Raw genomic sequence first — 26220 nt, forward strand, 5'->3', positions numbered from 1 at the left:
CGGGCCAGCGTAAGGGAGTTCAGCGCTTCCTGGTCCGCAGGTAGTCGCCGACCACGGCGGCGCCGAGCCCGTCCAGATCCGGAGCGACGACCCGGCCGCCCGAGCGGCGCGCGATGACGTCGACGAACTCCGTCAGGCGCGGATCGTCCCCGAGCCGGAACACCGTCACCGACGCGCCCAGCTTCGCCATCCTGTCCACTTCGGACAGGGTTTTGAGCAGGGTCCTCGGCTGTGGCGGATAGTCGAACTCCGCCGTGCCGTCGGGTTCCAGATGCGCCGTCGGTTCGCCGTCGGTGACCATCAGGACCACCGGCTGCGCGTCGGGGTGCCGCCGCAGATGCCGTCCGGCCAGGAGCAGCGCGTGGTGGGCGTTCGTGCCCTGTTCCCAGGTGCCCTCCAGGCCCACCAGCTCGGCCAGTTCGACCGACGTCGCGTAGCGGCCGAAGGTGATCAGCTGGAGCGCGTCGTTGCGGAACCGGGTGCTGATCAGCTGGTGCAACGCGAGCGCCGTCCGCTTCATCGGCAGCCAGCGGCCCTCCTGCACCATCGACCACGACGTGTCCACGAGCAGCGCCACCGCCGCGCGCGACCGATGTTCGGTCTCGACCACCTCGACGTCGGAGACGTCCATCCGGACCCGCCGCTCGCCCACCGAAACCGAACGCAGCACCGCGTTGCGGACCGTCCTGGAGACGTCCCACGGCTGCATGTCCCCGAACCGCCACGGCCTGGTGGCGCCGGTCGGTTCGCCCGCGGCCCCGGCGGACTCCGTCTCCCGCTGGCCGGTCTTGCCGCGCAACGCGTTCACGACGTCGGCGAGCGCCGACTCCCCCAGCCGCCGCAAAGCCTTGGGCGACAACCGGAGCGTGCCGTCGGGCGCACGTTCGAAGAGACCTTGCCGCCGGAGCTCGCGTTCCAGTTCGGACAGCCGTCGCGCGTCGACGCCCGCATCCGGCCCGAGCTGGCGTTCGAGAGCCTCGACGTCGATGTCCTCCAGTCTCGCGCCGGGATAGGACTGGCCGAGCTGTTCGGCCAACGCGTCCAGTTCGGCGAGATCGGACATCGCCCGGGCGCCTTCGCCGAGGCCGAGCGGATCGTTGCCCCGGAAGCGTTCCGACGACGTCCAGTCCTCGCCCGGCCGCAGCGCCCGCAGCTGGGCGTCCAAAGTGGACAGCTGCTGCGCGAGCCGGGGGTCGCCGAACGCCTGCTGCGAGAGTTCGGCCAGTTCGGCCCGCTGCTCCGGCGTCATCGAGTTCAGCATCCGTTGCGCGGCCGCGGCGCGAGCGGCGAGGACGTCGATCAGCTCTTCGACGTTCTTCGGGTTCTCCGGGAAGAACTCGCCGTGCTCGCGCATGAACTCCGCGAACCGCTCCGGGACGTCGTCGCGCCCCTGGGCGTGCGCGGCCAGGAGCGCGTTGAGGTCGGCCAGCATCCGGTTGACCTGCTCGGCCTGTTCCGGCCCGGCGTTCCGCAGCGCCTCCTTCATCCCCTCGAAACGGGAATCCAGCAGTTCACGGCCGAGCAGGTCGCGGATCTTCTCGTAGTTCTCCCTGCCCTCCCGCGAGCGCCAGTCGTACTCGGCGAGTTCGCGCACCGCCGCGGCCGTCCCCGGCGGCAGAGCGTCCAGTTGTGCCTCGCGGAAGCGGGCGTCGTCGTCGGGATCGGGGAACAGCTCGCGCCGCTCGGCCTCCAGTGCCTGGTCGAGCAGCCGCTGGACCTCCTGGAGCGTGCCGTCGAGCCGATGCCGCCGCTGGATCTCCGACCGGCGCTGCCAGAGCCGCCTGGTCAGTTCGTCGAGCCCGGCGGTGCGCGGGGTGCCGCGGCGCAGCAGTTCTTCCAGCGCGGACCGGGGCGAAGCGCCGGCCATGACGTCGCGGCCGATCTCGTCGAGCGCGTCCCGCAGATCCGCCGGCGGCGCCAGCGGATCCGGGCCGTTGTCCCACGGCCCGTACGAATAACCTTCCGGCAGTGTCATCGCCGCCTCCGCGGGAAAAAGTACGTCGGCGGTAGGCTCATCGGCCGTAGACGGTCGAGTCGTCGTCGGAGTCCTTGGCGAGTTTCCTCGACAGGAACAGGGATTCCAGCGCCAGTTCGACCGCGGCCGCGATCCGCCCGGCCGGCTCATCCGGGCCGACGCCCGCACGAGCGGCGACGTCGTGGAGTACGGGCAATTCGGGCAAGGCGGCGAGGACGTCCTTGCCGGGGACGCGTTCACCGGTGGCGACCAGATGCCCGGACTCGACGGCGTCGGCCAGCGGCAGCAGATCCAGTCCGGCGAACCGCGAGCGGGCCGTCTCCGCGACCGCCCGGCGCAGCAGGTGCACGAGGTGCTCGGTCTCGCGCCCCTCCTCCCCCGGTTCGAATTCGAGCTTGCCGCGCAGGACTCCGGGGACCGCGTCGAGGTCGACCGGGCGGGCCACGGCGGGTTCCTCGCCGGTCAGCGCGGACCGGCGCAGGGCCGCCGCGCCGACCGTTTCCGCCGCGGCGACGGCGAACCGGGCGGAGACACCCGACCGCTGGTCGATCACCGGGGATTCACGCAGATTCCGGACGAACCGGGCGAGCACCTCCAGCAGCGGCTCACCGACTTCGGCGACCAGATGGGCCTCCTGCCGGACGACGGCGACCTCCGCCTCGACGTCGAGCGGGTAGTGCGTGCGGATCTCGGCGCCGAACCGGTCCTTGAGCGGGGTGATGATGCGGCCGCGGTTGGTGTAGTCCTCCGGGTTGGCCGTCGCCACCAGCAGTACGTCCAGCGGCAGGCGCAGCGTGTAGCCGCGCACCTGGATGTCGCGTTCCTCCATCACGTTCAGCAGCGCGACCTGGATGCGCTCGGCGAGGTCCGGCAGCTCGTTGATCGCCACGATGCCGCGGTGGGCGCGCGGGACGAGTCCGAAGTGGATGGTCTCGGGATCGCCGAGGCTGCGGCCTTCCGCGACCTTCACCGGGTCGACGTCACCGATCAGGTCACCGACCGAAGTGTCCGGTGTGGCCAGTTTTTCCGTATACCGCTCGTCGCGGTGACGCCAGGTCACCGGCAGCGCGTCGCCGAGTTCGGCGGCACGGCGGCGCGATTCCGGGGTGATCGGGTCGAGCGGATGCTCGGCCAGCTCGGCGCCCTCGATGACGGGCGTCCATTCGTCGAGAAGCCCCGCGAGGGTGCGCAGCAGGCGGGTCTTGCCCTGGCCCCGTTCACCGAGGAGGACGACGTCGTGCCCGGCCAGCAGCGCGCGTTCGAGCTGCGGCAGCACGGTGCGCGAGAACCCGACGATCCCCGGCCAGGCGTCTTCCCCGGCGCGGAGCTTGGCGAGCAGGTTGTCGTGCAGTTCTCGGCTGATCGACCGCGGCAGGTGACCCGCCGCGCGAAGGTCCCCGGCGGTCCGGGGCAGGTTTGCGGGAACATCGTTCACCCGTTCGACGCTACGTCGCGAGTCTGGCCCTGTCGACGTGAAGCAACTCCAGCTCCGGTGATCGCGAACGGCAAGCCGGGGTTAACCCTCCCATAGCCGGGTTTCGCCGAAGCACGACTAAAATCAATCCGGTGTGCCGTCCTAGTGCGACCCTCGCGGTCTGGTCTTCGGCGTGGCTGAACGGAGCCGCCGCCTCCGACGACGTCCTTGACGCCCTGCAGGTCTGGGGCGAAGCCCACGACTTCGTCGCCGCGGACGCGGCGGCCGCCGAGGCGTTCGACCTGCCGCTCGCGTTCAACCGGGCGGCGACCCCGGTCCAGCTGCTGCTCGCGCTGCGCGCGCAGGGCGCCAAGAGCATGCAGCTCCTGCTGCCGGTCCCCGGCGACGTGCGCGGCCTGGGTGGCGGCGGGCCGTTCACCGAGGCCGCGCTCCGGATCGGCGAGGCCGTCCTGCTGCCGGACCTCGGCTACGGAGTGGTCCCCGAGGCGATCGCCGAAGGGCTCATGCGGTGGACGGTGTACTCGGTACCGATGCCGGGCGTCCTCGAATACCGCCCGCTGGGCGAGGCCGAGCACGGCCTGACCGACGCGATCCGCGCGAGCGCGGGGGCCCTTCAGTCACTGGACGTCGCCAGCGAGCGGCCGGGGGTGCGGGCGGAGCTTTCGGCGCGGCTCCGGGCCGCGACCGACGCGCCCTGGCCGGCCGGGATGCCCAGCAGGGCGCTTCGGGTGCTCCAGCGTTCCCAGGAGATCGCGGCGATCCTCGCCATCGCCGAAGCCGACGACCCGGGCGGCGCGCTCTCTTCGTCGGCGGCGCTCCGGCGGGCGGAGGCGCTGCGGCCGCTGACCGAAGCGGTCCGCAACGCCCGGTACGCGGCGATCAACGAAGCGGTGCGAGTGTTCGCCGAGCAGGCGGACAGGCACCCGTAGGTCTTCACGTGGCGACCGCGTGCCTTTTCTGGACTTTCTCGGCATAACGAACGGACCACAGCGAAAGTCCGCCGATGACGGCGAGCAGTAGCACCACGCTGAGCGCGTTCATCACGTCGGCAGACAGGGTGTAGACCAGCGGCACCCGGATCGCGGCCTCCAGCAGCAGCGCCACGCCCCAGACCGCCGACATCCGGGTGAACGCCCGCCGGAAACCGGGGACCTCGTCGCTCAGCCGGTCGATCTCCGCGCGTTTCGCCGCGTTGGATCCGGCCCGCACGGCGACGAGCACCATGGGCGTACGGCTGAAGCAGCTGAGCAGCAGGACGATCGCGGCGGTCGCGGTGGCGAAGGATTCCTTCAGCAGCAGGAATTTCGCGTCCCCGGTGACAAGGGAAAGCACCAGCCCGACGCCGAGCACACCGGCCAGCAACGCGGCGAAGCCGTCGAACGACCGCTCCCGGACGGCGACCCACGCGATCCTGGCCGCCGCCACCCCTGCCCCGGCCAGCAGCGAGATCTGCTCGCTCTGCCCGGCGAGCCGGAGCCCGTAGTAGGCGGCCAGCGGGAGCGCGACGTCCCAGAGCAGCAAGGCCAGCGTGGGGTTCTTGGCGCGCCCGCTCACGAGTCCGTCTCGCATTCCGCCAGGAACTTCAGGACGCGCGCGTTGACCTCGGCAGCGGATTCGCCGGCGATGGCGTGCGTCGCCGACGGCCACAGCTCGACCTGACCTCGCGACAGGAACTCACGGGCGCGGGCCGCCGCGCGTTCCGGGTTGTGGATGACGCTGCGCCCGGCGATGAGGGCCAGCACAGGCAGCCGCAGGGAGCGCAGTTGCTCGTCGGTGAACAACCTTGGCGACGGCAGGGCGATGCGGTAGGTCCGCATTCCCTCGTCGATCACCCGCGCGACCGGATCCGTGGCGTCGACCTCCGCGCCGCCGGAGATCCAGTCGAGGAACGACGGGCGGGCCCATCGGTCGATCCCGGGGATCGCGGCGAGCGTCGCGCGGACGACCAAACCCGCGGTCATCCCGCCGAAAGTCAGCACGGGGTCGATCACGGTGAGCGATTTCAGCCGTTCCGGCGCCCGTACGGCGAGGTTGGTCGCGAGCCAGCCACCGAACGAGTACCCGATCAGGTGCACGGACGGCAGGTCGAGTTCGGCGAGCACCGTGCTCAGCCACGCGGCCTGGTCCGCACCGTCGCGGATCGGGGCGGTCTGTTCGCTGCGGCCGGCTTCGCCGATCAGGTCCACCGCGAAGACCTCGCCGTGCGTGAGCAGCGTGGCGAGGTTGGGTTCCCACATCACCGCGGTCCCCGCGCGGCCGGGCAGCAGCACGATCGGCGTCGCACCCGGCTGCCCGAACCGGTACACGCGCGCCACCCCGAACGCCGTCCGGACGTCGTGGATCCCGGCCGGCGCGGGCAAAGCCGCCATCCCTCGTTCGTAGACGGCCTCGTATTCGGCACGCGCCTCCGGCGAGGCGAATCCGCCCACCTTCATTCTCACCCCTCCTTTTTACGGTACGATCGGATTGTAAACAGTTGGTGAGAAGTTTGCAATCCGATCGGACTGTGAAAAGGAGTACAGGTGCCCAAACGAGTCGATCACGAGGAGCGGCGGCGGCAGATCGCCGCGGCCGTTCGCCGCATCGCGGCCGACCGGGGACTCGAAGGGGTGAGCCTGACCGAGGTCGCGGCGGAAGCCGGCATCTCGAAGGGGTCCGTCCAGCACTACTTCTCGTCGCGGGACGAGATGCTGCGGTACGCGACGACCACCCTGCGGGGCGGCATCGAGGAGCGCATCGCCACCCCGTCCGGACCGAGTGTCCGGGACCTGCTCATCGCCTTGCTACCGCTCGACGAGGCAGGCCGGGGCCACGCGCTCGTCGCGAACGCCTTCGTGGTGCGCGCGCTCAAGGATCCGGAGATCGCCGGCCACTTCCGGACCGGGCACGGCCAGCTCCGTGACGCGGTGGCAGCCCTGCTCTCCGTCGCCCGCGATGATCTCCTGCCCACCGTCGACCCGGTCACGGAGGCCGATCTCCTGCTCGCCCTGGTGGCCGGCCTCGGTGACGCTGTGCTGCTCGGCTACCAGTCCGGCGACGAGGCCATCGCCCTCATCGACCTGCACCTGTCAAGGATCGCGGCACGATGACTTATGGCTCCTGAGTGGTGAAGCCGGTTATGCCTGAGGGGTCTAAGGTATCTACCGGACGCGGCCTGGGTCGAAGGTCCGTGAAGGCCCCTCTCCTCGGCTCACCCGAAGAAACTCGACCTTCACACCTCGCCGAATACGTGAAGGACCCCTTCACTGCGCTAGGCGCAATGAAGGGGTCCTTCACGTACTGCCAGGAACGGCCGCGGTGGCGTGGTGGGGCCAGGTCTCGTGAGTGGCAAGGACGGTTCTAACCGTCCTTACCACTCACGAGGCCTGGGCACTTAAGGGCGCGCGGGCCTCTTCGCGGGCTCGCAGCATCCGATCGCGCAAGGCGCGCCGTTGACCGTGCACCCGGCCGCCGGGAACGGCGACAGCTTCCGCGCCGGCAGCCCCTCGGTGTGCTCCCGGACCAGCTCCACGACGAGCTCGGCGAAACGCGGGTCGGTGTCCGGCGTCGCGGCCCGCGCGAACCCCATGCCGTGCTCCGCGGCCCGCTCGGCGGCCTCGTTGTCGAGGTCCCAGATCACTTCGAGGTGATCGGACACGAAACCCACCGGGCAGACGACCACCGAGGTGACGCCTTCCGCGTGCAGCGCGTCGATGTGGTCGACGATGTCCGGCTCCAGCCACGGCACCTGCGGCGGGCCGGAGCGCGACTGCCAGACGACGTCGTAGGTCTCGATCCCCGCTTCGGCGGCGACGAGGCGCGCGGCCTCGGCGATCTGGCGCGAGTAACGCCGTCCGCCCTCCGAGGGCGGCCCGGACGCGGTATCGGCGGACTCGGGCACCGAGTGGGCGCAGAACACAGTGCGGGTTCCGGGGCGGTTCCCCAGTTCCGCGTGCGCGGCCCGGACGGCGTCGGCGAAGGCGGCGATGAACAGCGGATGGTCGAAGAACTGCCGCAGCTTCACCAGTTCCGGCGCGCCGTCGCCGACCGCCGCGCGGGCACGCTCGATGTCCTCGTCGTACTGACGGCACGCGGAATACCCGCCGTACGCGCTCGTCGGGAAGACCAGCACGCGCCGGGCCCCCGCCTCGGTGATCTCGGCGAGGGTGTCCTCGACCATCGGCCGCCAGTTGCGGTTGCCGAAGTGGACCGGCAGATCGATCCCGGCGGCCGCGAGCTGCTTCTCCACCGCGGAGATCGCGTCCCGGTTGAGCCGGTTGATCGGCGAGACCCCACCGAAGTGCTGGTAGTGCTCCGAGACCTCGAGCAGTCGTTCCCGGGGGACCCCACGGCCCCGCGTGACGTTCTCCAGGAACGGCATCACCTCGTCGGGCCCCTCGGGACCACCGAACGAAAGCCAAAGCAGCGCGTCGTAACCCACCCCGCCATCTTGCCGCTGTGGCGCCCCGCACGCTGACCCGGCCCTTTTTGAACCGATCGATCCAAAACCTGGTACGGTCACCTCCATGGCCAGGCCGAAGGAATTCGACGAGCGCGCCGCGATCGGGCGTGCCATGGACGCGTTCTGGGCACGCGGTTACGAGGCCACGTCGACCCAGACCCTGTGCGAAGCCACCGGTTTGGGCCGCAGCAGCATCTACAACACCTTCACCAGCAAGCACGAACTGTTCATGCGCGCGCTCGATCACTACGCCGAACGCGGGATCGTGGCCAGGACGGCTCTGCTGGAGGAATCCGGGACCGGCGTCGAGCGGTTCCGGGCCCTGTTCGCGTACACGATCGACGAAGAAGCCGAACATCCCGGACGAGGCTGTCTCGTGGTCAACACGGTGGCCGAGTTCGGCGAGCGCGACGCCGAGATCAAGGCGCGGATCGACGCCGACACCCGGCGGCATCTCGCCCTGCTTTCGGCCTGCGCCAAGGAAGGGCAAGTCGACGGAACGATCGACCGCGGCCGCGACCCCGGTGCGATCGCCGAGTTCGCCCACAGCACCGTCGCCGGCCTCCGGCTGATGTCCCGCCGAGGTGCCGGCCGGGCGGCCATGGAGGCCGTAGCCGCCATCGCGATGGACGCGATCGCCGCGAAGTAGACCGAAACAATTCCCGTGCGTAACGCTGCCCACATTTTGGACTGATCAATACAAAACTGGAGGAAGTTCCGTGCCTTTGGCAGTCTGCGTACTCGGACTGAGCGTGTTCGCGCTCGGCACGTCCGAGTTCATGATCACCGGCCTGCTGCCGGGGATGGCGGCCGATCTGAACGTCGGCATCCCGGAGGCCGGGCTGCTCATTTCGGCCTTCGCGATCGGCATGGTCGTCGGCGCTCCCCTGCTCGCGATCGCGACCCTGAGGGTGCCGAGGCGCGCCACCCTGATGGCCTTGCTGGTCGTCTTCGGGGTCTCGCACGTCGTCGGTGCGCTGGGCTCGGGGTACGCCCTGCTCTTCGCGACGCGCGTCGTCAGCGCGGTCGCCTGCGCCGGATTCTGGGCGGTCGCGGCGGCCACCGCCGTGGCGCTGGTCCCGGTCGAGCGCCGTGGCCGCGCGCTGGCCATCCTGGTCGGCGGACTCACCGTCGCGAACATCGCCGGCGTCCCCGCCGGGACCTTCCTCGGCCAGCACGCGGGCTGGCGGGCGGCCTTCTGGGCGGTCACGGCGCTGACCGTCGTCGCGTTGATCGGGGTCTTCGCCCTGGTCCCGGAGACCCAGAACGGTCAGGACAAGACCGACGTCGCGACCGAACTGCGGCTCTACCGCGGCGGCCGGTTCTGGCTGGCGCTCGGCGTGATCGCGCTCGCGCAGGCGATGATCTTCGCGACCTTCAGCTACCTCGCGCCCTTGCTGACCGAGGTCGCCGGCCTGCCGGAAAGCTGGGTGCCGGGGGTCCTGTCCCTGTTCGGACTCGGCGCGCTGATCGGCATCACCGCCGGCGGCAGGCTCGCCGACGCGAGGCCCTTCGCGACGCTCTACGGCGGCCTCGCCGTCGCCTTGGTCGCCCTGGTCCTGCTCGCGCTCTCGGGCCCGGCGACCCCGCTCGCGATCTTCGCCGTATTCCTGTTCGGCGTCGCCGGATTCGGGGTCAATCCCGCCTTGAACGTCCGCGCCTTCGCCGTGGCGGGCAACGCCCCGACGCTCGTCGGCGCGAGCACGACCGCCGCGTTCAACGTCGGGAACACCGTCGGCCCGTGGCTCGGCGGCGAGTCGATCGACGCCGGTCTCGGCTATCCCAGCGTCGCGTGGGTGAGCGTCGGACTCGGCGCCGCCACCGTCGTCGCACTGACCTTCGCCGCCGGTGTGCAGCGCACCGACGACACCCGTCTGCTCCGCGAACCCGTTACCCAGTAAGGAGAATCATGTCCGAACGAACCCGATCCACCCTCGACGAGTTCTTCCGCCGAATGTCCACAGGAGACACTGACGGCGCCACGGAACTCTTCGCCGACGACGTCGCGTGGGACATCCCCGGTGCGACCGAGCTGGTCCCCTGGATCGGCCCGCGCCGGAACCGGGCGGAGATCCGCGAGTTCTACGAGCTGCTCGACAAAGGGCTCGTCAAGGACCGGTTCGACGTCGAGCGCGTCCTCGTCGACGGGCCGCACGCGGTCGCGATCGGCAGCCTGCGCTCGACTATCCGCAGCACCGGCAAGGTGATCGAGACCGCCTTCACCATCGAGTTCGAGGTGAACGACGACGGCCTGATCACCAAGTACCTGCTGCTCGAGGACTCGTGGCACGTCGCGAACGCCGTCCTCTAGCCCGCCGCCGCGGGGAGGATCCCGGTGGCCTGCGAGTACCGGCACCGCCACTGCCCGTCGTCGGCGCGGATGTAGGTGTCGATGTGCCAGCACTCGTGGGCGGGGATGTCGGTGCCGTCGACGCGTAGGGCGATCACGCAGCGGTAGCGCAGCACGGCGAGCGTCTCGGACGTCAGGACATCGATCTCGGACGTCGTTTCGAGTCGGCTGTAGGCCAGGTCGCCGGTGGTCAGACGCCGCCGGTACTCGGCCTTGTCCCAGACCGTTCCCGTCGGGTTGCACAACTGGTAGGCGGGGTCGTGCAGCGCGTCGAATACGGCCGTATCGACGGTGAGCAGCGCCTCGACTCGCTGCTGTTCCAGCTGGGCGAGGTGGCTGGTGAGACTGTCGGACATGGCCGCCAGCGTAGTGAGCCATGCGCGTGAAGGCCCCCTTCCCTCGGCTGAGCCGAGGGAAGGGGGCCTTCACGCGCATCGAAACTCAGATGCCGAGGGCGTGCACTCCGCCGTCGACCATGATCATCGAGCCGGTGGTGGCGGGCAGCCAGTCCGACAGCACGGCGCAGACGGACTTCGCCGTCGGGTCCGGGTCGGAGCTGTCCCAGCCGAGCGGCGCGCGGTCGCCCCAGCCCTCCTCCAGTTCCGAGAACCCGGGGATGGACTTCGCGGCCATGGTCTTCATCGGGCCGGCACTGACCAGGTTGACCCGGATACCCTTCGGGCCGAGGTCGCGGGCCAGGTACCGGTTCACCGACTCCAGCGCCGCCTTCGCCACGCCCATCCAGTTGTAGACGGGCCACGCGACGCGCGCGTCGAAGTCCATGCCGACGATCGACGAACCGCGCGAAAGCAGCGGCAGCGTCGCGACGGCCAGGGCCTTGAAGGAGAACGCCGAGACGTCGACGGCCACCTTCACGTCCTCGCCCGGCGCGTCCAGGAACGGCGCGCCGAGGCAGGACTGCGGGGCGAACCCGATCGAGTGCAGCACGCCGTCGAGCCCGTCGACGTGCTCACGCACGCGGTCGGCGAGCGAGTCGAGGTGCTCCTGGTTGGTGACGTCCAGCTCCAGCACCGGCGCCTCCTCGGGGAGGCGCTTGGCGATGCGCTCGACGAGCGACAGCCTGCCGAAGCCGGTGAGCACGACCTTCGCGCCCTCCTGCTGCGCGATCTTGGCCGCGTGGAACGCGAGCGAGGCGTCGGTGATGACGCCGGTGATCAGCAGGCGCTTGCCTTCGAGCAGTCCTGGCACGGGACCTCCAGTCCGGAGTGGTTTGTGATCGGTACGGGAAAACGGGGACGTCAGTGGCCCATGCCGAGGCCGCCGTCGACCGGCAGCACCGCGCCGTTGACGTAACCGGCCTCTTCGGAGGCGAGGTAGCGGACGGCGGCGGCGATCTCCGACGGCTCGGCGTACCGGCCGGAGGGAACCTGGGCGAGGATCTCCTTCTTGCGGTCCTCGCCGAGTTCGTCGGTCATGTCCGTGGCGACGAAGCCCGGCGCGATGACGTTCGAGGTGATGTTGCGCGAGCCCAGCTCACGCGCGAGCGAACGGGCGAGACCGACGAGACCGGCCTTGCTCGCCGCGTAGTTGACCTGACCGGCGGACCCGGTGAGCCCGACGACGGACGAGATGAAGATGTAGCGCCCCCACTTGCCGCGCAGCATGCCGCGGGAAGCACGTTTGGCGACCCGGTACGCGCCGGTGAGGTTGGCGTCGACCACGCGGGTGAACTGCTCCTCGCTCATGCGCATGAGGAGGGTGTCGTCGGTCATGCCGGCGTTCGCGACGAGGACCTCGACCGGGCCCTGGTGCTCCTCGACGAGCTTGAAGGCGGCGTCGATCTGCTCGGCGTCGGTGACGTCGGCCTGCACCCCGAAGAGGCCTTCGGGCGCGCCGGAACCGCGGTGCGTGATCGCGACCTTGTGCCCCTGCGCCGCGAGGTCCTTCGCGATCGCCAAACCGATGCCGCGGTTGCCGCCGGTGACCAGTACCGACCGTCCCACTTCAGCTCTCCTCGCCTCGTCTTTTCGCGCTGACGGCACTGAGGTTATCGGCTCGCCAGGTTCGCGCCGGAGCCGCGCCACCCCTACCTCCGGGTAACCGCGACCGTCCTAAGCGGATGTTAGGAAGCGCGCCGAAACCTTGCCCGGCCGTCACGGATTGTTCACCGTGAGCCGGAACACAGGAGGTCAAAGATGACAACCCGGATCGGCGAATCCACGCCGCCCGTGAGCGAACGTCGAGTCGTCGGCAACGTGCTGCGCGGCTCGATCGGCAACCTGGTCGAGTGGTACGACTGGTACGCCTACGCCGCCTTCACCACGTACTTCGCCAAGTCCTTCTTCCCCACCAAGGACACGACGGCGGCCTTCCTCGGCACCGCGGCGGTGTTCGCCGTCGGGTTCCTCATGCGGCCGCTCGGCGGCTGGATGCTGGGCCGGTTCGCCGACCGGTTCGGGCGACGAAGCGCACTCGTGCTTTCCGTCACGTTGATGGCGGCGGGGTCGCTGATGATCGCGCTGACGCCGACGTACGCCACGATCGGGATCGCCGCGCCGATCCTGCTGCTGGTGGCCCGGCTCATCCAGGGCCTCTCGGTCGGCGGCGAGTATTCGACCTCCGCGACCTATCTGTCCGAAGTGGCCACTCCGGGCAAACGCGGTTTCTACTCCAGCTTCCAGTACGTGACGCTGTACGGCGGCCAGCTGCTGGCGCTCGGTCTCCAGCTGCTGCTGCAGGCCATCCTGACCGAGCAGCAGCTGACCTCGTGGGGCTGGCGGATCGCCTTCGTCGTCGGCGCGCTCGCCGCCGTCGTGGTGATGGTCCTGCGCCGCGGGATGGACGAGTCGGCCAGCTTCGAGGAGACCAAGTCCTCCGGCACCGGCAAGGACGCGGGCGACAAGGGCACGCTGCGGGCACTGATCAAGTACCCCAAGGAGATCGCGCTCGTCGTCGGCCTCACCCTCGGCGGCACGGTGTCGTTCTACACCTTCGCCACCTACAGCCAGAAGTTCATGGAGAACACCGCGGGCATCCCGCGCCGGACGGTCACGCTGATCCTGTTCTGCGCGATCCTCGTCGCCGCGATCCTGCAGCCGTTCGCGGGCAAGCTCTCCGACCGGATCGGCCGCCGCCCGCTGCTGATGTTCTTCGGGATCGCCGGCAGCCTGCTGACCGTCCCGATCATGACACTGATGGGCGGCACGAACGAGCCGGTGCTCGCCTTCTTGCTGATGCTGGCCGGCCTGGTGATCGTGACCGGGTACACCTCGATCAACGCGATCGTGAAGGCGGAGCTGTTCCCGACGAAGATCCGCGCGATCGGCGTCGGCCTCCCCTACGCGCTCACCGTGGCGATCTTCGGCGGCACGGCCGAGCTCATCGCGCAGGCGCTGAAGGGGGCAGGCCACGAATCGGTGTTCTTCTACTACGTCGCGGGCTGTGTCCTGGTGTCGCTCATCGTGTACGGCACAATGCGGGAAACCTCGAAGACCTCGGAGCTGGACAAGAAGAAGCAGCCCGAGCCCGAGCTCGTGTCCGGCCGCGAAGGCTAGGCGGGAAGGTGTGGCCGTGCGGGTGCTGCTCGTCGAGGACGACGCCGGTGTCGCCGACGCGCTCGCCGAAGCGCTGCAAACGCGCGGCCACACCGTCTCCCACGCGATCCGCGGCAGCGACGCCCTGCACCGGCATCGCGCCGCCGACGTGATCCTGCTGGATCTTAACCTGCCCGACATGAACGGGCTCGACGTGCTCAGGAAGGTCCGTCAGGTGTCGCCGGTGCCGGTGCTCGTGCTCACCGCGAGCGGGGACGAACGGTCCGTGGTGCGCGGGCTGCGACTCGGCGCCGACGACTACCTGACCAAGCCCATCCGCCTGGCCGAACTGCTGGCGAGGATGGACGCGGTCGTCCGCCGTGCCGCCGTCTCCGCCGCACCGCAGGACGGCGTCGTCCGGATCGAGGACGTCGAGATCGACCTCGGCGCGCGGCGTGTGCTGGTCGGCGGGAACGACGTCGGGCTCACCGCCAAGGAGTTCGCCGTGCTGGCCGTGCTCGCCGCCCGGCCGGGCACGGCGGTGAGCCGCCAGCAGCTGATGGACGAGGTCTGGGGCGACGCGTATCTCGCCGTCTCCCGTTCGCTCGATGTCCATCTGACCCAGTTGCGCGCGAAGCTCGACAGGCCGGGATTGCTGACCACGATCCGGGGTTTCGGCTACCGGCTGGGCCGGGACTGACCGGTGCGCACCCGGCTGCTGGTCGTCCTCGTCGCGCTCGCGCTGACCGTGGTCGCCGCGTTCGCGATCCCCCTGTTCGGGTCGACCGCCGCGCAGCGGACCCAGCAGCTGGTGATCGCCCGCAACGCCGACGTCGACCGCTTCGTCGTCCTCGCCCAGCAGGCCGTCGACGCGGGTGACACGACCGCGCTGGCGGTCGACGCCGAGCGGTATTCGTCGTTATACGGCGAGGCCGTCGTGGTGGTCGACGCGCGCGGGGTCCCGCTGGTGGAGACCGGCGGGATGACCGCGGCGGAACCCGTGGTGCGCTCGCTCGTCGAGGCCGCGCTGCGCAACCAGCCCGCCAAAGGCCCCGAACAGCTGAGCCCGTGGTCGGCCGATCCGGTCCATTTCGCCCGTCCGGTGGGCACCGGGACCCGGGTGGCCGGTGTGGTGGTGCTCCGCGCGTCGGTGACCACGGCGGCCGCCGACGTCGCCGCGCGCTGGTCCGCGATCGTCGCGGGCGCGGTACTGGTCGCGGCGGTGTTCGTGCTGCTCGCCGTCCTCCTGGCGCGCTGGATGGTGCGGCCGTTGCACGAACTGGAAACCGGCGTGCAGGCGGTGACCGAAGGGCATCGCGCCCAGGTTCCCGACCGGGCCGGGCCCCGCGAGCTGCGTTCCCTCGCGACGTCGTTCAACCGGATGTCCGACGCCGTCGTGGAGGCATCGGAACAGCAACGGCGGCTTGTGGCGGACGCGTCGCACCAGCTGCGGAATCCCATGGCCGCCCTGCGGTTGCGCGTGGATTCTCTGGCCGCGCAGGTCGACGGCGACGGCCAGCGTGCCTATCGCGCGACGGTCGCGGAGGTCGAACGGCTGGAGTCCTTGCTCGACGGCCTGCTCGCGCTGGCCCTCGCGGAAAGCACCGCGACCCGGCTCGCCGCCGGTGAATCCGGCGACGAGCCCTGCGATCTCCCGGCCGTCCTGGCCGAACGGGTCGACGCGTGGCGTCCTTCCGCCGAAGACGCGGGAGTCGCCCTCGCGGCGGCGGAAGGCCACGACGAGCCGGTTCCGGTGCGGTGTGAGGAAAGCGAACTGGCCCAGGTCCTGGACGTCCTGCTGGACAACGCGGTGCACTACGCGGGACGCGGCGCCACGATCGCCACCGGCTACGAGATCGGAGACACGACGGCCACACTCTTCGTGTCCGACAACGGCCCCGGACTGTCCACAGAGGACCGCGAACGCGCGACCGAACGGTTCTGGCGGGCCGGGGGCGACGGCGCGCCACGCGGCACGGGCCTCGGCCTCGCGATCGCGAGCCAGCACGTGCTCGCCAGGGGCGGGAAACTCGAATTGCGTGAGGCGAAACCACACGGGCTTGAGGTCCGCGTCGAACTTCCTCTCGCGGCAAGGGAAAAGGCATGACGGTCACCAGGCGCACCGCGCTCCTCGCCGGGCTCGCGACACTCGCGGGCTGTTCGAGCGCGGGCTACCGGGGCCCGGAGCGTGAGGTCGTCATCGCGGCGGGCGAGAGCGGCGGGTTCTATCTCGCCTTCGCGGAACTCCTCGCCCAGCAGCTGAACCGGGCGGAACCACGGCTGCGGGCGACCGCCGTCGCCACCGAAGCCAGTGTCGAGAACCTGCGGCGGCTACGGGACGGCCGCGCCGATCTCGGACTCGTCCTCGGTGACGTCGCCGAGTCCGCCTTCGCCGGCGCGGAGCCGTTCTCCGTGCCGATCGCGTTCTCGGCCATCGGCCGCGTCTACGAGAACTACCACCAGCTCGTGGTCCGGGTGGACGGCGGGGTGCGCTCGGTCGCCGATCTGACCGGGCGGCCGGTGGCGATGGGCGCGAGCGGATCCGGCGTCGCGGTGTTCAGCACGCGCCTGTTCGCCCGCGCCGGGGTCCCGGTGAAGGCGAAGAACCTCCTTCTGGGTGAAGCGATCAACGCGCTGGCGGCGCACGAGGTCGACGCGCTGCTCTGGTCCGGCGGAATTCCGACCCCCGCGCTCACCGAACTGAACCGGACCACCCCGATCACCCTTCTCCCGCTCGACGCCCACCTCCCCGCCCTGCGCACCGGCTACGGCCCGGTGTACGACCAGGTCCACGTCCCGGCGCAGGCCTACCAGGGAGTGGGCGAGCTCCGGACGATCGGCGTGGCGAACCTGCTGCTGGCGGCCCCTTCCCTGCCGGACGACGTCGCCGCGGCGGTGACCCGGGTTCTGGCCGGGCACGCCGCCGATCTCGTCCCGGCGGCCGCGGTGGGGACGCAGTTCCTCGACGTCCGGACGCTGATCGGCACCGGCAAGGTCCCGCTGCATCCCGGTGCCGCCTCGGCCTACCGTGCCCTGCACGGGTGACCCTGGCTCCATCTTCAGAGGGATGCGCGTCGCACCGGGGCGCTGCCATGGTCGGAAACAGGCGGCCGTCGGGCCGCCCCGATCCGGAAGGACCTCCCGCAGTGGACGAATTCATGCGGTCGTCGCGACAGGGTCCAGTGGGGACAGTGTCATCGAGACGCACCAGGGTGGCGCGGGGTTCGGCGCTGATCGCGGGCCTCGCGCTCGCGGGCGGGCTCGCCACGGCGGCCCCCGCCGTCGCGGCCGACCAGGCCAAACTCACCGCACCGGCCCTCACCGGCCACCACGAGGTCGGCACGACCGACCTCCACCTCGTCGACCCCTCCCGCCCCGATCCATGGAAACCGGAGCGGCGCCGGGAACTCATGGTCACCGTCACCTATCCGGCGGACCGGTTCGCCGAGGGACCGCGCGCGCCGTGGTTCACGCCCGGGATGAGCTCCGTCATCGACCAGGTGCTGGCGAGCGAGGACTACCTCGGTCTTCCCGCGGGCTCCATCGACTGGGCGTCGGCGAAGCGGCGGGCCGAGATCGGCGTCCCCGCGGCGCACGGCGCACCGAAGCCGGTGGCGCTCTTCTCCCCCGGTTTCGGCGGGCCGAGGGAGACGTACACGGCGATCGTCGACGACCTGGCGAGCCGCGGATACGTCGTCGTCTCGCTCTCGCACACCTACGAGAGCGCCGCGGTCGAGTTCCCCGGCGGGCGGCTCGAAACGGCCGTCTCGGGCGAAGGGCCCGACTTCATGAAGAAGGCGCTCGACGCGCGGGTCGCCGACAGCCGGTTCGTCCTCGACCAGCTGGCGAAGATCACCCGCGGACAGAACCCGGACGCGGAGAACCGGCCGCTCCCCCGCGGGCTCGGCTGGTCGCTCGACCTGTCCAAGGTCGGCGCCTACGGTCACTCCTACGGCGGGTTCACCGCGGGCGAGACGATGGTCCACGACCGCCGTGTCGACGCGGGGATCAACCTCGACGGCGCGATGGCGACCGCGTTCGGGTACCCGCCCGGCAGCGCGTACGTGCCCGGTGAGGTCACGAAACGCGGTCTCGACCGGCCGTTCCTGCTGATGGGCGCCGAGGGTGTCGACGAGAACGGCAAACCACTCGAGCACACGCACCGACAGCCCGACTTCGACCGCAGCTGGGCGGATTTCTGGGCCAATCAGCAGGGCTGGAAGCGAGATCTGCTGCTGCGCGGCGGAAGCACGCATATGGCGTACAGCGACCTGCAGGTCGTGGTGCCGCAGCTCGGCTCGCGGGTGGCGCCGGAGAAGCGTGAGGCGGTCATCGGCACGATCGATCCGCGTCGGTCCGTAGCCGCGCAACGGGACTACATCGGCGCGTTCTTCGATCTGCACCTGAAAGGCCGGGACCGGCACCTGTTCGACGGCGAGTCGCCTCGCCACCCGAACATCGATTTCATCGACTGACCGGACGCGCGTGAAGGACTCCAGGCAGGCGCTCACGTGAGTGGCCGCGGTCCGTGGGGATGTCGTGAAGGGCCCCTTTGAGACGATGAAGGTCTCAAAGGGGCCCTTCACGACACAAGAGCTCGACGCCAGGCCATCGGAACCACTGAACGAGCCGCCCACTCATCCTCGAACCAAGGGAAGAAGCCCTTCACGTAGGTTGGAACCGTGACCGAGCCTCGGAAACCGATCGTCGAAATGCCGCTGCGCGTGCGCTACCACGAATGCGACGGGCAGGGCATCGTGTTCAACGCCAACTACCTCGCCTACGTGGACATGGCCATGTTCGAAGTGGAGAAAGCCCTCTTCGGCTCCCACCAAGAGGCGCTGGCCCGCGGTGTCGACGTCGTCGTCGCCGAATCCAACCTCCGCTACCGCGCGCCCTGCCGCTACGACGACGAACTGGTCGTGGCCGTGTACCTGGACCACCTCGGGACGACCTCGCTGATCATCGATTTCGAGATCACCCGCGGCGGCGACTTGTGCACCGAGGTGAAGACCCGGTACGTCTTCGTCGATCCGAAGACGCTCAAGAAGGCGGCGCCACCCGCGTCGGTGCGCGAGGTGTACGCCGCCCTCCTGCCCGCTCAGCCGGACTGAACGCCGGGCCGCCGGTCTTCGACGACGTAGCTGGCGCGCGTGCTGATCGGCGCGCCGGGGGTGTTGACGAACGGAACCACCCGGAAGTCGCTCCGCCAGCGCTGCCGGTTGACGTTGACCCGGACGTACCCGCGCTGGCTGTTGAAGAACTTCATGTGAGGGTTGGCCTTCAGCAGGTTCTCACCGGCCGGCGTCATGTCGGCGCCGTTGCCACCGCTGGTGATCGACGTCCCGACGAACTCGCTCGCCACCGTGGGCGAATCGGGGTCGGTGAAGTCGCGCTTGAGGTCCCAGGCGTAGTTCTGGTGCCGATCGCCGGTGATGACCACCAGGTTCCGTACCCCGCGGTCCTGCGCCGCGGCGAGCACGCGGTCGCGGTCGGCGACGTAGCCGTCCCACGGGTCGAGGTGGACGTTCGTCGCCTCGCCCGCGTCGGTGTCGGTCTGGCCCATGGGCGCCTGGTTGCCGAGGATCTGCCACCGCGCGCGCGACCGGGAGAAGCCGTCGAGCAGCCAGTTCCGCTGCTCCGAGCCGAGCAGCGTGCGGTTCTCGTCGAACCGTTCCGTGCAGTTCGCCGACTGGCCGTCACCGCACGGCTGGTCGTCGCGGTACTGGCGGGTGTCGAGCATGGTGAAGTCGGCCAGCGTGCCGTAGCTCAGCCGCCGGTGGAGACGCGCGTCCGGCCCCTTCGGCAGCTGGGCGATGCGGTACGGCAGGTGCTCGTACATCGCCTGGAACGCCTCGGCCCGCCGCTGCCGGAACACCGCGCGGTCCTGGTCCGGTTCCTTGTCGATCTGCGAGATGTCGCCGGCCCAGTTGTTCTCCACCTCGTGGTCGTCGTTGACGTGGATCCACGGGAAGGCGGCGTGCGCGGCCATCAGCGGCGCTTCGGACTTGTAGAGCGCGTACTGGAGCCGGTAGCGGGCCAGGTCGAAGGTCTCACCCTTGAACTGCGGGCCCACCGGCGTGCCGCGGCCGACACCCGTGACACCGCTTTCGTAGAGGTAGTCGCCCAGGTGCACGACCAGGTCGAGATCCTCCGCCGCCATGTGGTCGTACGCCGTGAAGTGGCCGGCTTCCCAGCTCTGGCAGGACGCGAACGCGAAGTTCAGCTCGCGCGGCGACGACCACGCGACCGGCGCCGTGCGGGTGCGCCCGACCGGCGAGATCTCACCGCCCGTGCGGAAGCGGTAGAAGTACTCGTGGTCCGGCGCGAGGCCATGGACCTCCGGGTGCACGGAGTGACCGAGTTCGGGCGTGGCGACCACGGATCCGCGGCGGACGACGGCGCGGAAACGCTCGTCGAGCGACACTTCGTACTCGACCCGGACCGGCGTCCGCGGCATCCCGCCGAAGCCGTCGGCCTCGTACGGCTTCGGCGCGAGCCTGGTCCAGAGCACGACACCGCCGGGCAACGGGTCGCCCGACGCGACACCGAGGGTGAACGGGTTACCGGCACCGCTGGCGAGCGGCATCGCGCCGGCGGCGTTCCAGGCACCGGTCCCCAGCAGGACTGCGGCCGCGCCGGCGGAGCCATATCCGAGGAAGCGACGCCGCGACAGGGGGTGAGGGAGCGAAGGCATGAAGCCCTCCTGTGGTGGGATGGTCACGGGCGGGCCTCATGCTCGTCCGGCTTGATGGCCGCCCGGCCGCGCTCAGGCGAAGCGCCCGTGAACGAAAGACGATCAACCCTCGTGTTCCGCATCCTGTTCTACCGCCCGGAAATCCCGCCCAACACGGGTAACGCGATCCGCTTGACCGCGAACACCGGCTGCGAACTCCACCTGGTGGAGCCGCTCGGTTTCACGCTGGAGGACAAGCAGTTACGGCGAGCCGGGCTCGACTACCACGACCTCGCGCGCGTCCACGTGCACGCGGACCTCGACGCGGCTTGGGCGGCGCTGCTGCCCGCCCGGGTCTACGCGTTCAGCGCTTCGGCGACGCGGCTGCACACCGACGTCGCGTACGAACCCGGGGACGTCCTGATGTTCGGGCCGGAGTCGGCGGGGCTGCCCGCCGAGATCCAGGAGTCCCCACAGGTGACCGACCGGGTGCGGCTGCCGATGCTGCCGTCGAGCCGGTCGCTGAACCTGTCGAACACCGCGGCCATCAGCGTCTACGAGGCCTGGCGGCAGAACGGCTTCGCGACTCCGTAGCTCCCGCCACAGGGCGTCACAGGTGTCGCGAAAGCCACTTTCGGGACATCAGACGTCGCGAAAGTGGCTTTCGCGACGTCGACGCGGGAAGGACCCGGAAGCTGTCGGGTCACGTCCGGATCGCCCGAGCCCGCGTTGCGAAAGCCGCCACTCCCGGCAAGGCCGCTACGGCAGTCTCTGCCCCAAGAACAGCGAAGCTGCGGCACCGATCATCAACACCAAAGTCCCGAGAATCACCCAAGGACGGCTCGCGTCCGCGTCCTTGAGCTCGTACCCGATCTGCTCACCGAGGTCGTCGTACACGCGTTTCAGCTCTTCGGCGCTGGCCGCCTTGTAGAAGTCGCCACCCGAAAGCCGCGCGATCTCCTCCAACGACTCGACGTCGACCTTGACTTCCTGCGGTTTGCCGTCGATGTCGACCGAGCCGTGCGTGGTCCCGAACGCGATCGACGAGATCGGCACCTGGGCCTGCTTCGCCGCCTGCGCCGCCGTGTAGCCGCCACGCGGGGCGTACAGGTCGTCCGGAACGGTCTGCTTCCCGTCACTCATCAGGACGATCCGGGCGGGCGGCGGGCCTTCCGCGCCGCCCACGATCGCCGAGAAGCTCTCGATCGACTGCAGCGCGGCGAAAATCCCTTCACCGGTGGCTGTCGACTGCGCCAGTTTGAGGTTGTCGATCGCCTTCACGACGCCGCCGCGGTCGGTGGTCGGCGCGACCAGCACGGTCGCCGTCCCCGCGAAGGAGATCAGCCCGAGGTTCACCCCAGGGGTCATGTTCTGCGCGAACGAACGCGCCGACTCCTGGGCCGCCTTCAGCCGGGTCGGGGCGACGTCGGTCGCCTCCATCGACAGCGAGGTGTCGATCACCAGCATCACGGTGGCCCGGTTGCGGGGCACCTTCTGCTCGGCCGTCGGCCCGGCGAGCGCGACGGTGAGCACCAGCAGCGAAAGCACGATCAGGATGGCGGGGACGTGCCGCACCCATCCCTGGCTCTTCGGCGCGACCTTCTCCAGCAGTTCCAGGTTGGCGAACCGCATGGTGCGCTTGCGCCGCGCGCGCTGGGAAAGCACGTAGCCCACGGCCACTGCGGCGACCACCAGCAGCAGCAGGAACCACCACGGCGAGGCGAATCCGGTGAGGCTCACGCGACACCTCCGGACCAGCGGCGCTTGCGGGCCACCACGAACCGGACCATGTCCGCGATCCAGTCCGAATCGGTGCGCAGCACGAGATGCGCGGCACCGGCGCGGCGCAGCGCGGCCGCGACCTCCTGCCGGTGAGCGTGCGCCGCGGCGCCGAATTCCTTGCGCAGCAAGGCCGAAGCGTGCACTTCGCGCTGTTTCCCTGTCTCCGGGTCGGCCAGCACGACGGTGCCCACGTCGGGCAGGTCGATGTCGCGCGGGTCGAGGACTTCGATGGCGATGAGATCGTGGTGCCCGCCGAGCGCACGCAGCGGCCGCTGCCATTCGGTGTCGCCGAGGAAGTCGGAGATCACGACGGCGAGGCCGCGACGGCGGGGCGGGCGCCGCAGCTTCTCCAGCGCCGCGGCGAGATCCCCGCGGACACCTTCTTCGGCACGCGGGGTTTCGGCGATCTTGCGGACTAGTCCCCGCGCGTGCGGGAGCCCGCCGCGCGCTGGGATCCGCGTGATGCTGCCGGCCCCGTTGGAGACGAGCGCGCCGATCCGGTTGCCGCCACCGCCGGTGAGATGCGCGACCGCGGCCGTCGCGCAGACGACCAGGTCGCGCTTCTCGCACAGCGCGGTGCCGAAGTCGAGGCTCGCGGACACGTCCGCCACCAGCCACGTCTCCAGTTCACGGTCGGCGACGGTCTCCCGGATATGCGGGCTCGTCGTCCGCGCGGTGACCGCCCAGTCCATCCGGCGGACGTCGTCACCGGGCTGGTAAGGCCGGGCCTCCCCCGGTTCCGAACCGGGCCCCGGCACCAGGCCGAGATGGTTCCCCTGCAGCAGGCCGTCGAGACGGCGGCGCACGTCGAGTTCGAGCGTGCGCAGGCCCGCCTCCATCCGCTCCCCGCGGAGTACCGGCGGAGCCCAGGAAGGACGTTCGCCCTTCTCGTTCTTCACGCTTCCCTACCTGACCGGTGCGCCGGCCGGGACCGGGCCGCCCTGCCCGGCGCCGCCCTGCGGACGGGCCGAGACCTGCGGCAACGGCACGGTCTGCAGCACCCGCGTGATGATGTGGTCGATGGGCACGCCGTCGGCGAGCGCGTCGTAGGACAGCACGAGCCGGTGCCGCAGCACGTCCGGAACGACGTCGACTACGTCCTGCGGCAGCACGTAGTCCCGGCCGCGGACCAGTGCCAGCGCACGGGCCGCGGCGATGATGCCGAGGCTGGCGCGCGGCGAGGCGCCGTAGGACACCCAGCCCGCGACGTCGGCGAGACCGTGGTCGTTCGGCGTACGGGTGGTGAGCACGAGGCGGACGACGTAGTCGACCAGCGCGTGGTGCACGAAGACCTGCGAAGCGACGTTCTGCAGCCGCACCAGTTCGGCCGGGGTCAGCACCTCTTGCGGGGTGGGCGGGGTGACGCCCATGCGATAGATGATCTCCCGCTCCTCCTCCGCCGTCGGGTATTCGACGACGATCTTGAAGAGGAAGCGGTCACGCTGCGCCTCGGGCAGCGGGTACACACCCTCGTTCTCGATCGGGTTCTGCGTGGCGAGCACGAGGAACGGGTCGGGCATCGGGAAGGTCTGGCCGCCGATCGACACGTGCCGCTCGGCCATCACCTCGAGCATCGCCGACTGCACCTTCGCCGGCGCGCGGTTGATCTCGTCGGCGAGCACGAAGTTCGCCACCACCGGGCCGAGTTCGACGTCGAACCGCTCGGCGCCCTGGCGGTAGATCCGGGTGCCGAGGATGTCGGCGGGAACGAGGTCCGGGGTGAACTGAACCCGCGAGAACGAACCGCCGACCACGCGCGCGAAGGTCTCGACGGCGAGCGTCTTCGCGACACCGGGAACGCCTTCGAGCAGGAGGTGCCCCCTCGCCAGCAGGCCGACCAGCATCCGCTCGACCAGCCTGTCCTGGCCGACGATGATCCGCTTGACCTCGAACACGGTCCGCTCAAGCAACTGGGCGTCCCGCGCCGGCGTTCCGGGCTGCTGCTGCGCGCCGTCGGCGTAGCCGGGCTCGGTCACTGTGCCTCCTGTGTTCCCCGCTTGCGTACATGCGTCCGGATGTGACCGTAGTGGTCGGTGACACAGCCGTTCGTGACGGTAGCCAACCCGATCAGCGGTATGACGGCTGTGAAGCTCTAAGAGAGGCGGTCCAGATCCTCGGGCGTGTCGATGTCGTCGCTCTCGCCCGGTTCCCCCGGCACCTCGACGATCTCCAGCCCGCCCAGCGTCCGCCGCAGCGACGCGTTCTCCACCGTCTCCGGCAGAGCCTCGCGCAGTGCCTCCGCACGCCAGGCGCCGAGCAGCCATTGCCGCTCCCCCGAGGCGTCGACCAGCACCGCGCCCGCGGCGGTCCCGAGACCGGCCAGCAGCCTGTCCACAGTGGACTTCCGGATGCCCGCGAGATCACCGGCCAGCACCACGACGAGCTCGGTGCGCACCAACGCGAGACCGGCGGCCAGCGCGGCCACCGGCCCCGTTCCCGGCGAAGACTCCCGGGTCCAGACGACGTCGCCGAATCCGGGCCGTTCCGGGCCGACGACGATCACCGGGTCGGCGTCCGCGAGCGCGGCCAAAGCCCTGGCCAGCAAGGGCTTCCCGCCGACGGGGAGCGCGGGTTTGTCCACACCGGACAGGCGACGCGCGGCGCCGCCCGCCAGCACGATGCCCGCGTACGTCATGACTAGCCGATCAAGCGGGTCGCGTACGGCATGATGCCGCCGTAGCGCACCGGCGCGATGCGGACCCGCAGACCGGACTGCGGCGCCTCGACCATCTGCCCGTTGCCGAGGTACATCGCGACGTGGTGGATGCCCCGCGCGCTGCCGCCCCAGAAGAGCATGTCGCCGCGGCGCATCTGGGACAGCGGCACCTTTCGCCCGGCGTTGTACTGGTAGCCGCTGTAGTGCGGGAGCGACTTCACCCCGGCGAACGCGTAGATCATCAGGCCCGAGCAGTCGAAGCCGATCTTGTTGTAGTCGCCGTAACGGTCCGCCGTGCCACCGTCGCGGATACCGCGCGTCGGCCCGGACGTGTTGCCACCGCCCCAGGCGTACACCACTCCGAGCTGCGACAAAGCCCGCCGGACGACGGCTTCGACGCTCGCCCCGGCGGGAGCGGACTGGACGGGCCTGCCGGTCGGACGGCCACCGCCGCCCTGACTGGGGCTGGGCCTCGACGCGGCGAGAGCGGCCTGACGGGCACGTTCCTCGTCCTCGCGAGCCTTCTGCGCCTTCCAGTCCTCGTAACGCTGGCGCTGCCCCTGCAGGCCGCTGACCTTCTGCTGCGCTTCGAAGAGCTGTTTCTCGACGCTCGCGCGATCGGCTTCGAGCTTCTGGTTCTGCGCGGCCTGGGTGTCCTGCGCGTGCTGCGCGGCGCTTTGGGCGTTGTCGGCCTCGTGCTTGGCCGCGTCGGCAGCGCGCTTGCGCTCCTGCGCGATCTCCAGCTTCTTGCGCGCGGTCGCGTCCTTGTTGGACTTGTCCGTCTGCGCGCGCTTCATCGTGTCGAGCGCGTTGAGCCTGCTGCCGCCGACCGCGTCGAGCATCTGGGCGCGGCCGAGCAGCTCCTTCGGGCTGTTGGCCGTCAGGTAGGCCGAAACCGAGCCGATCTTGCTGCCCTGCTGGAAGCTGGCGGCGGCGAACCGGTCGAGGTCGGCGCGGGCCTTGTCGATGGCGGCCTGCGCGGCGTCGGATTCCGTGCGCGCGGCCTTCGCGTCGCGATCGGCCTGCGCGGCTTCGTCCTGCGCGGTCTCCGCGTCGACCCTCGCCTTGTTGGCCTCTTCCATCTTCAGCTGGACGTCGTCGTTCAGCTGCGCGAGCTTCGACTCGGCCTGGGCCAGCTGGTTCGTGAGCCTGCCGACGTCACCCGCCTTGGCGTTGGCCTCGGCCTTGCTGGAGTTGATCTCGGAATCGCTGGGGTTCGGCGGGGGCGGCGGTACCGCGATGGCGGTACCCGTCACCCCGAGCAACAGGGCGATGCCCAGCGCGCCGATGGTCGCGCCACGGCGGACACCGGCCCCAGACCCGGTTTCACCACGCACGATCCACCCACCTCCCGATCTTGAACAACGACCTCACTGTGCCACTGCCGTCACAGCATTACCAGAAGCACCAC

General features: G+C 70.2%; 26 protein-coding genes. 12 read left to right on the plus strand and 14 right to left on the minus strand.

Translation table 11 applies throughout. The annotated features are described in order from the left end of the window. Nucleotides 1-19 precede the first annotated feature (19 nt). Together H4W30_RS21060 and H4W30_RS21065 are read right to left on the minus strand one after the other, a co-directional pair. Nucleotides 20-1975: a vWA domain-containing protein gene (locus H4W30_RS21060; protein WP_192744435.1), complete on the minus strand. Its 1956-nt coding sequence runs from the start codon at nucleotides 1973-1975 to the stop codon at nucleotides 20-22. Nucleotides 1976-2012: 37 nt separating this feature from the next. Beyond that, nucleotides 2013-3410 carry an ATP-binding protein gene (locus tag H4W30_RS21065; RefSeq protein ID WP_192744436.1) on the minus strand — a complete coding sequence of 466 codons (1398 nt, stop codon included), beginning with the start codon at nucleotides 3408-3410 and terminating at the stop codon, nucleotides 2013-2015. A gap of 131 nt (nucleotides 3411-3541) precedes the next feature. Here H4W30_RS21065 and H4W30_RS21070 point away from each other — a divergent pair, with 131 nt between their 5' ends. Further along, nucleotides 3542-4339, plus strand: a complete 798-nt coding sequence (locus tag H4W30_RS21070) for a hypothetical protein (RefSeq protein WP_126732024.1) — start codon at nucleotides 3542-3544, stop codon at nucleotides 4337-4339. 4 nt (nucleotides 4340-4343) lie between these two features. Here H4W30_RS21070 and H4W30_RS21075 read toward each other — a convergent pair whose 3' ends face one another. Then, nucleotides 4344-4979: a VC0807 family protein gene (locus H4W30_RS21075; RefSeq protein WP_225949799.1), complete on the minus strand. Its 636-nt coding sequence runs from the start codon at nucleotides 4977-4979 to the stop codon at nucleotides 4344-4346. Further along, nucleotides 4961-5845, minus strand: a complete 885-nt coding sequence (locus H4W30_RS21080) for an alpha/beta fold hydrolase (RefSeq protein WP_192744437.1) — start codon at nucleotides 5843-5845, stop codon at nucleotides 4961-4963. The genes H4W30_RS21075 and H4W30_RS21080 overlap by 19 nt, the downstream gene beginning before the upstream one ends. A gap of 87 nt (nucleotides 5846-5932) precedes the next feature. Between H4W30_RS21080 and H4W30_RS21085 the strand changes: the two genes are divergently transcribed. Next, on the plus strand, nucleotides 5933-6499 hold the full coding sequence (locus H4W30_RS21085; RefSeq protein WP_192744438.1) for a TetR/AcrR family transcriptional regulator: 567 nt from the start codon (nucleotides 5933-5935) through the stop codon (nucleotides 6497-6499). Between the two features lie 284 nt (nucleotides 6500-6783). Here the strand turns inward: H4W30_RS21085 and H4W30_RS21090 are convergent, their stop codons facing one another. Then, nucleotides 6784-7830 carry a ferrochelatase gene (locus H4W30_RS21090; RefSeq protein ID WP_192744439.1) on the minus strand — a complete coding sequence of 349 codons (1047 nt, stop codon included), beginning with the start codon at nucleotides 7828-7830 and terminating at the stop codon, nucleotides 6784-6786. Nucleotides 7831-7915: 85 nt separating this feature from the next. Between H4W30_RS21090 and H4W30_RS21095 the strand changes: the two genes are divergently transcribed. The 3 genes from H4W30_RS21095 (at nucleotide 7916) to H4W30_RS21105 (ending at nucleotide 10162) form a co-directional block, all read left to right on the plus strand. Further along, nucleotides 7916-8500, plus strand: coding sequence for a TetR/AcrR family transcriptional regulator (locus H4W30_RS21095; protein ID WP_192744440.1), 585 nt, complete (start codon nucleotides 7916-7918; stop codon nucleotides 8498-8500). Nucleotides 8501-8570: 70 nt separating this feature from the next. After that, nucleotides 8571-9752 (plus strand): Cmx/CmrA family chloramphenicol efflux MFS transporter, encoded by a 1182-nt coding sequence (locus H4W30_RS21100; RefSeq protein ID WP_192744441.1) that lies wholly within the window; start codon nucleotides 8571-8573, stop codon nucleotides 9750-9752. 8 nt (nucleotides 9753-9760) lie between these two features. Beyond that, nucleotides 9761-10162, plus strand: a complete 402-nt coding sequence (locus tag H4W30_RS21105) for a nuclear transport factor 2 family protein (RefSeq protein WP_192744442.1) — start codon at nucleotides 9761-9763, stop codon at nucleotides 10160-10162. Here H4W30_RS21105 and H4W30_RS21110 read toward each other — a convergent pair. From H4W30_RS21110 to fabG, 3 genes are all read right to left on the minus strand, one after another. Further along, nucleotides 10159-10557 (minus strand): nuclear transport factor 2 family protein, encoded by a 399-nt coding sequence (locus tag H4W30_RS21110; protein ID WP_192744443.1) that lies wholly within the window; start codon nucleotides 10555-10557, stop codon nucleotides 10159-10161. The two genes, H4W30_RS21105 and H4W30_RS21110, sit on opposite strands and share 4 nt — an antisense overlap. Before the next feature lie 85 nt (nucleotides 10558-10642). After that, nucleotides 10643-11410, minus strand: coding sequence for an enoyl-ACP reductase FabI (gene fabI, locus H4W30_RS21115; RefSeq protein WP_192744444.1), 768 nt, complete (start codon nucleotides 11408-11410; stop codon nucleotides 10643-10645). Between the two features lie 50 nt (nucleotides 11411-11460). Then, entirely contained in the window at nucleotides 11461-12165 is a 705-nt protein-coding gene (gene fabG, locus H4W30_RS21120; protein WP_016334125.1) for a beta-ketoacyl-ACP reductase, read from the minus strand. A gap of 192 nt (nucleotides 12166-12357) precedes the next feature. On the opposite strand from fabG, the gene H4W30_RS21125 reads away from it, so the two are divergent. The 6 genes from H4W30_RS21125 to H4W30_RS21150 all read left to right on the plus strand — a co-directional run bounded on the left by H4W30_RS21125 (nucleotide 12358) and on the right by H4W30_RS21150 (nucleotide 18809). Further along, nucleotides 12358-13716 (plus strand): MFS transporter, encoded by a 1359-nt coding sequence (locus H4W30_RS21125; protein ID WP_192744445.1) that lies wholly within the window; start codon nucleotides 12358-12360, stop codon nucleotides 13714-13716. A 16-nt stretch (nucleotides 13717-13732) separates the two neighbouring features. Continuing rightward, a complete protein-coding gene (locus H4W30_RS21130; RefSeq protein ID WP_192744446.1) occupies nucleotides 13733-14395 on the plus strand; it encodes a response regulator transcription factor in 663 nt (220 codons plus the stop codon). Nucleotides 14396-14398: 3 nt separating this feature from the next. Then, nucleotides 14399-15802, plus strand: a complete 1404-nt coding sequence (locus H4W30_RS21135; protein ID WP_192744447.1) for a sensor histidine kinase — start codon at nucleotides 14399-14401, stop codon at nucleotides 15800-15802. Next, nucleotides 15799-16740, plus strand: coding sequence for a TAXI family TRAP transporter solute-binding subunit (locus tag H4W30_RS21140; protein WP_192744448.1), 942 nt, complete (start codon nucleotides 15799-15801; stop codon nucleotides 16738-16740). The genes H4W30_RS21135 and H4W30_RS21140 overlap by 4 nt, the downstream gene beginning before the upstream one ends. 146 nt (nucleotides 16741-16886) lie before the next feature. Next, entirely contained in the window at nucleotides 16887-18170 is a 1284-nt protein-coding gene (locus H4W30_RS21145; RefSeq protein ID WP_318780636.1) for an alpha/beta hydrolase family protein, read from the plus strand. Nucleotides 18171-18377: 207 nt separating this feature from the next. Continuing rightward, the gene (locus tag H4W30_RS21150) at nucleotides 18378-18809 is read left to right on the plus strand and encodes an acyl-CoA thioesterase (protein ID WP_192744449.1); all 432 of its coding nucleotides are present in this window, start codon (nucleotides 18378-18380) and stop codon (nucleotides 18807-18809) included. Here the strand turns inward: H4W30_RS21150 and H4W30_RS21155 are convergent. Continuing rightward, nucleotides 18797-20392 carry an alkaline phosphatase D family protein gene (locus tag H4W30_RS21155; RefSeq protein ID WP_192744450.1) on the minus strand — a complete coding sequence of 532 codons (1596 nt, stop codon included), beginning with the start codon at nucleotides 20390-20392 and terminating at the stop codon, nucleotides 18797-18799. The two genes, H4W30_RS21150 and H4W30_RS21155, sit on opposite strands and share 13 nt — an antisense overlap. A 111-nt stretch (nucleotides 20393-20503) precedes the next feature. On the opposite strand from H4W30_RS21155, the gene H4W30_RS21160 reads away from it, so the two are divergent. Next, nucleotides 20504-20965, plus strand: a complete 462-nt coding sequence (locus H4W30_RS21160) for a tRNA (cytidine(34)-2'-O)-methyltransferase (protein WP_037337394.1) — start codon at nucleotides 20504-20506, stop codon at nucleotides 20963-20965. A gap of 165 nt (nucleotides 20966-21130) precedes the next feature. Here H4W30_RS21160 and H4W30_RS21165 read toward each other — a convergent pair whose 3' ends face one another. The 5 genes from H4W30_RS21165 to H4W30_RS21185 form a co-directional block, all read right to left on the minus strand. Then, entirely contained in the window at nucleotides 21131-22111 is a 981-nt protein-coding gene (locus tag H4W30_RS21165; protein WP_034306538.1) for a VWA domain-containing protein, read from the minus strand. Then, nucleotides 22108-22992 (minus strand): DUF58 domain-containing protein, encoded by an 885-nt coding sequence (locus H4W30_RS21170; protein ID WP_225950060.1) that lies wholly within the window; start codon nucleotides 22990-22992, stop codon nucleotides 22108-22110. Before H4W30_RS21170 ends, H4W30_RS21165 begins: the two co-directional genes overlap by 4 nt. A 66-nt stretch (nucleotides 22993-23058) precedes the next feature. Then, nucleotides 23059-24129, minus strand: a complete 1071-nt coding sequence (locus H4W30_RS21175) for an AAA family ATPase (protein ID WP_034306533.1) — start codon at nucleotides 24127-24129, stop codon at nucleotides 23059-23061. A 116-nt stretch (nucleotides 24130-24245) separates the two neighbouring features. Then, nucleotides 24246-24788 (minus strand): molybdenum cofactor guanylyltransferase, encoded by a 543-nt coding sequence (gene mobA, locus H4W30_RS21180; RefSeq protein ID WP_192744451.1) that lies wholly within the window; start codon nucleotides 24786-24788, stop codon nucleotides 24246-24248. A gap of 2 nt (nucleotides 24789-24790) precedes the next feature. After that, the gene (locus tag H4W30_RS21185; RefSeq protein WP_192744452.1) at nucleotides 24791-26146 is read right to left on the minus strand and encodes an NlpC/P60 family protein; all 1356 of its coding nucleotides are present in this window, start codon (nucleotides 26144-26146) and stop codon (nucleotides 24791-24793) included. Nucleotides 26147-26220: the final 74 nt, after the last annotated feature.

This window comes from Amycolatopsis roodepoortensis (genome assembly GCF_014873915.1).
GTDB lineage: Bacteria > Actinomycetota > Actinomycetes > Mycobacteriales > Pseudonocardiaceae > Amycolatopsis > Amycolatopsis roodepoortensis.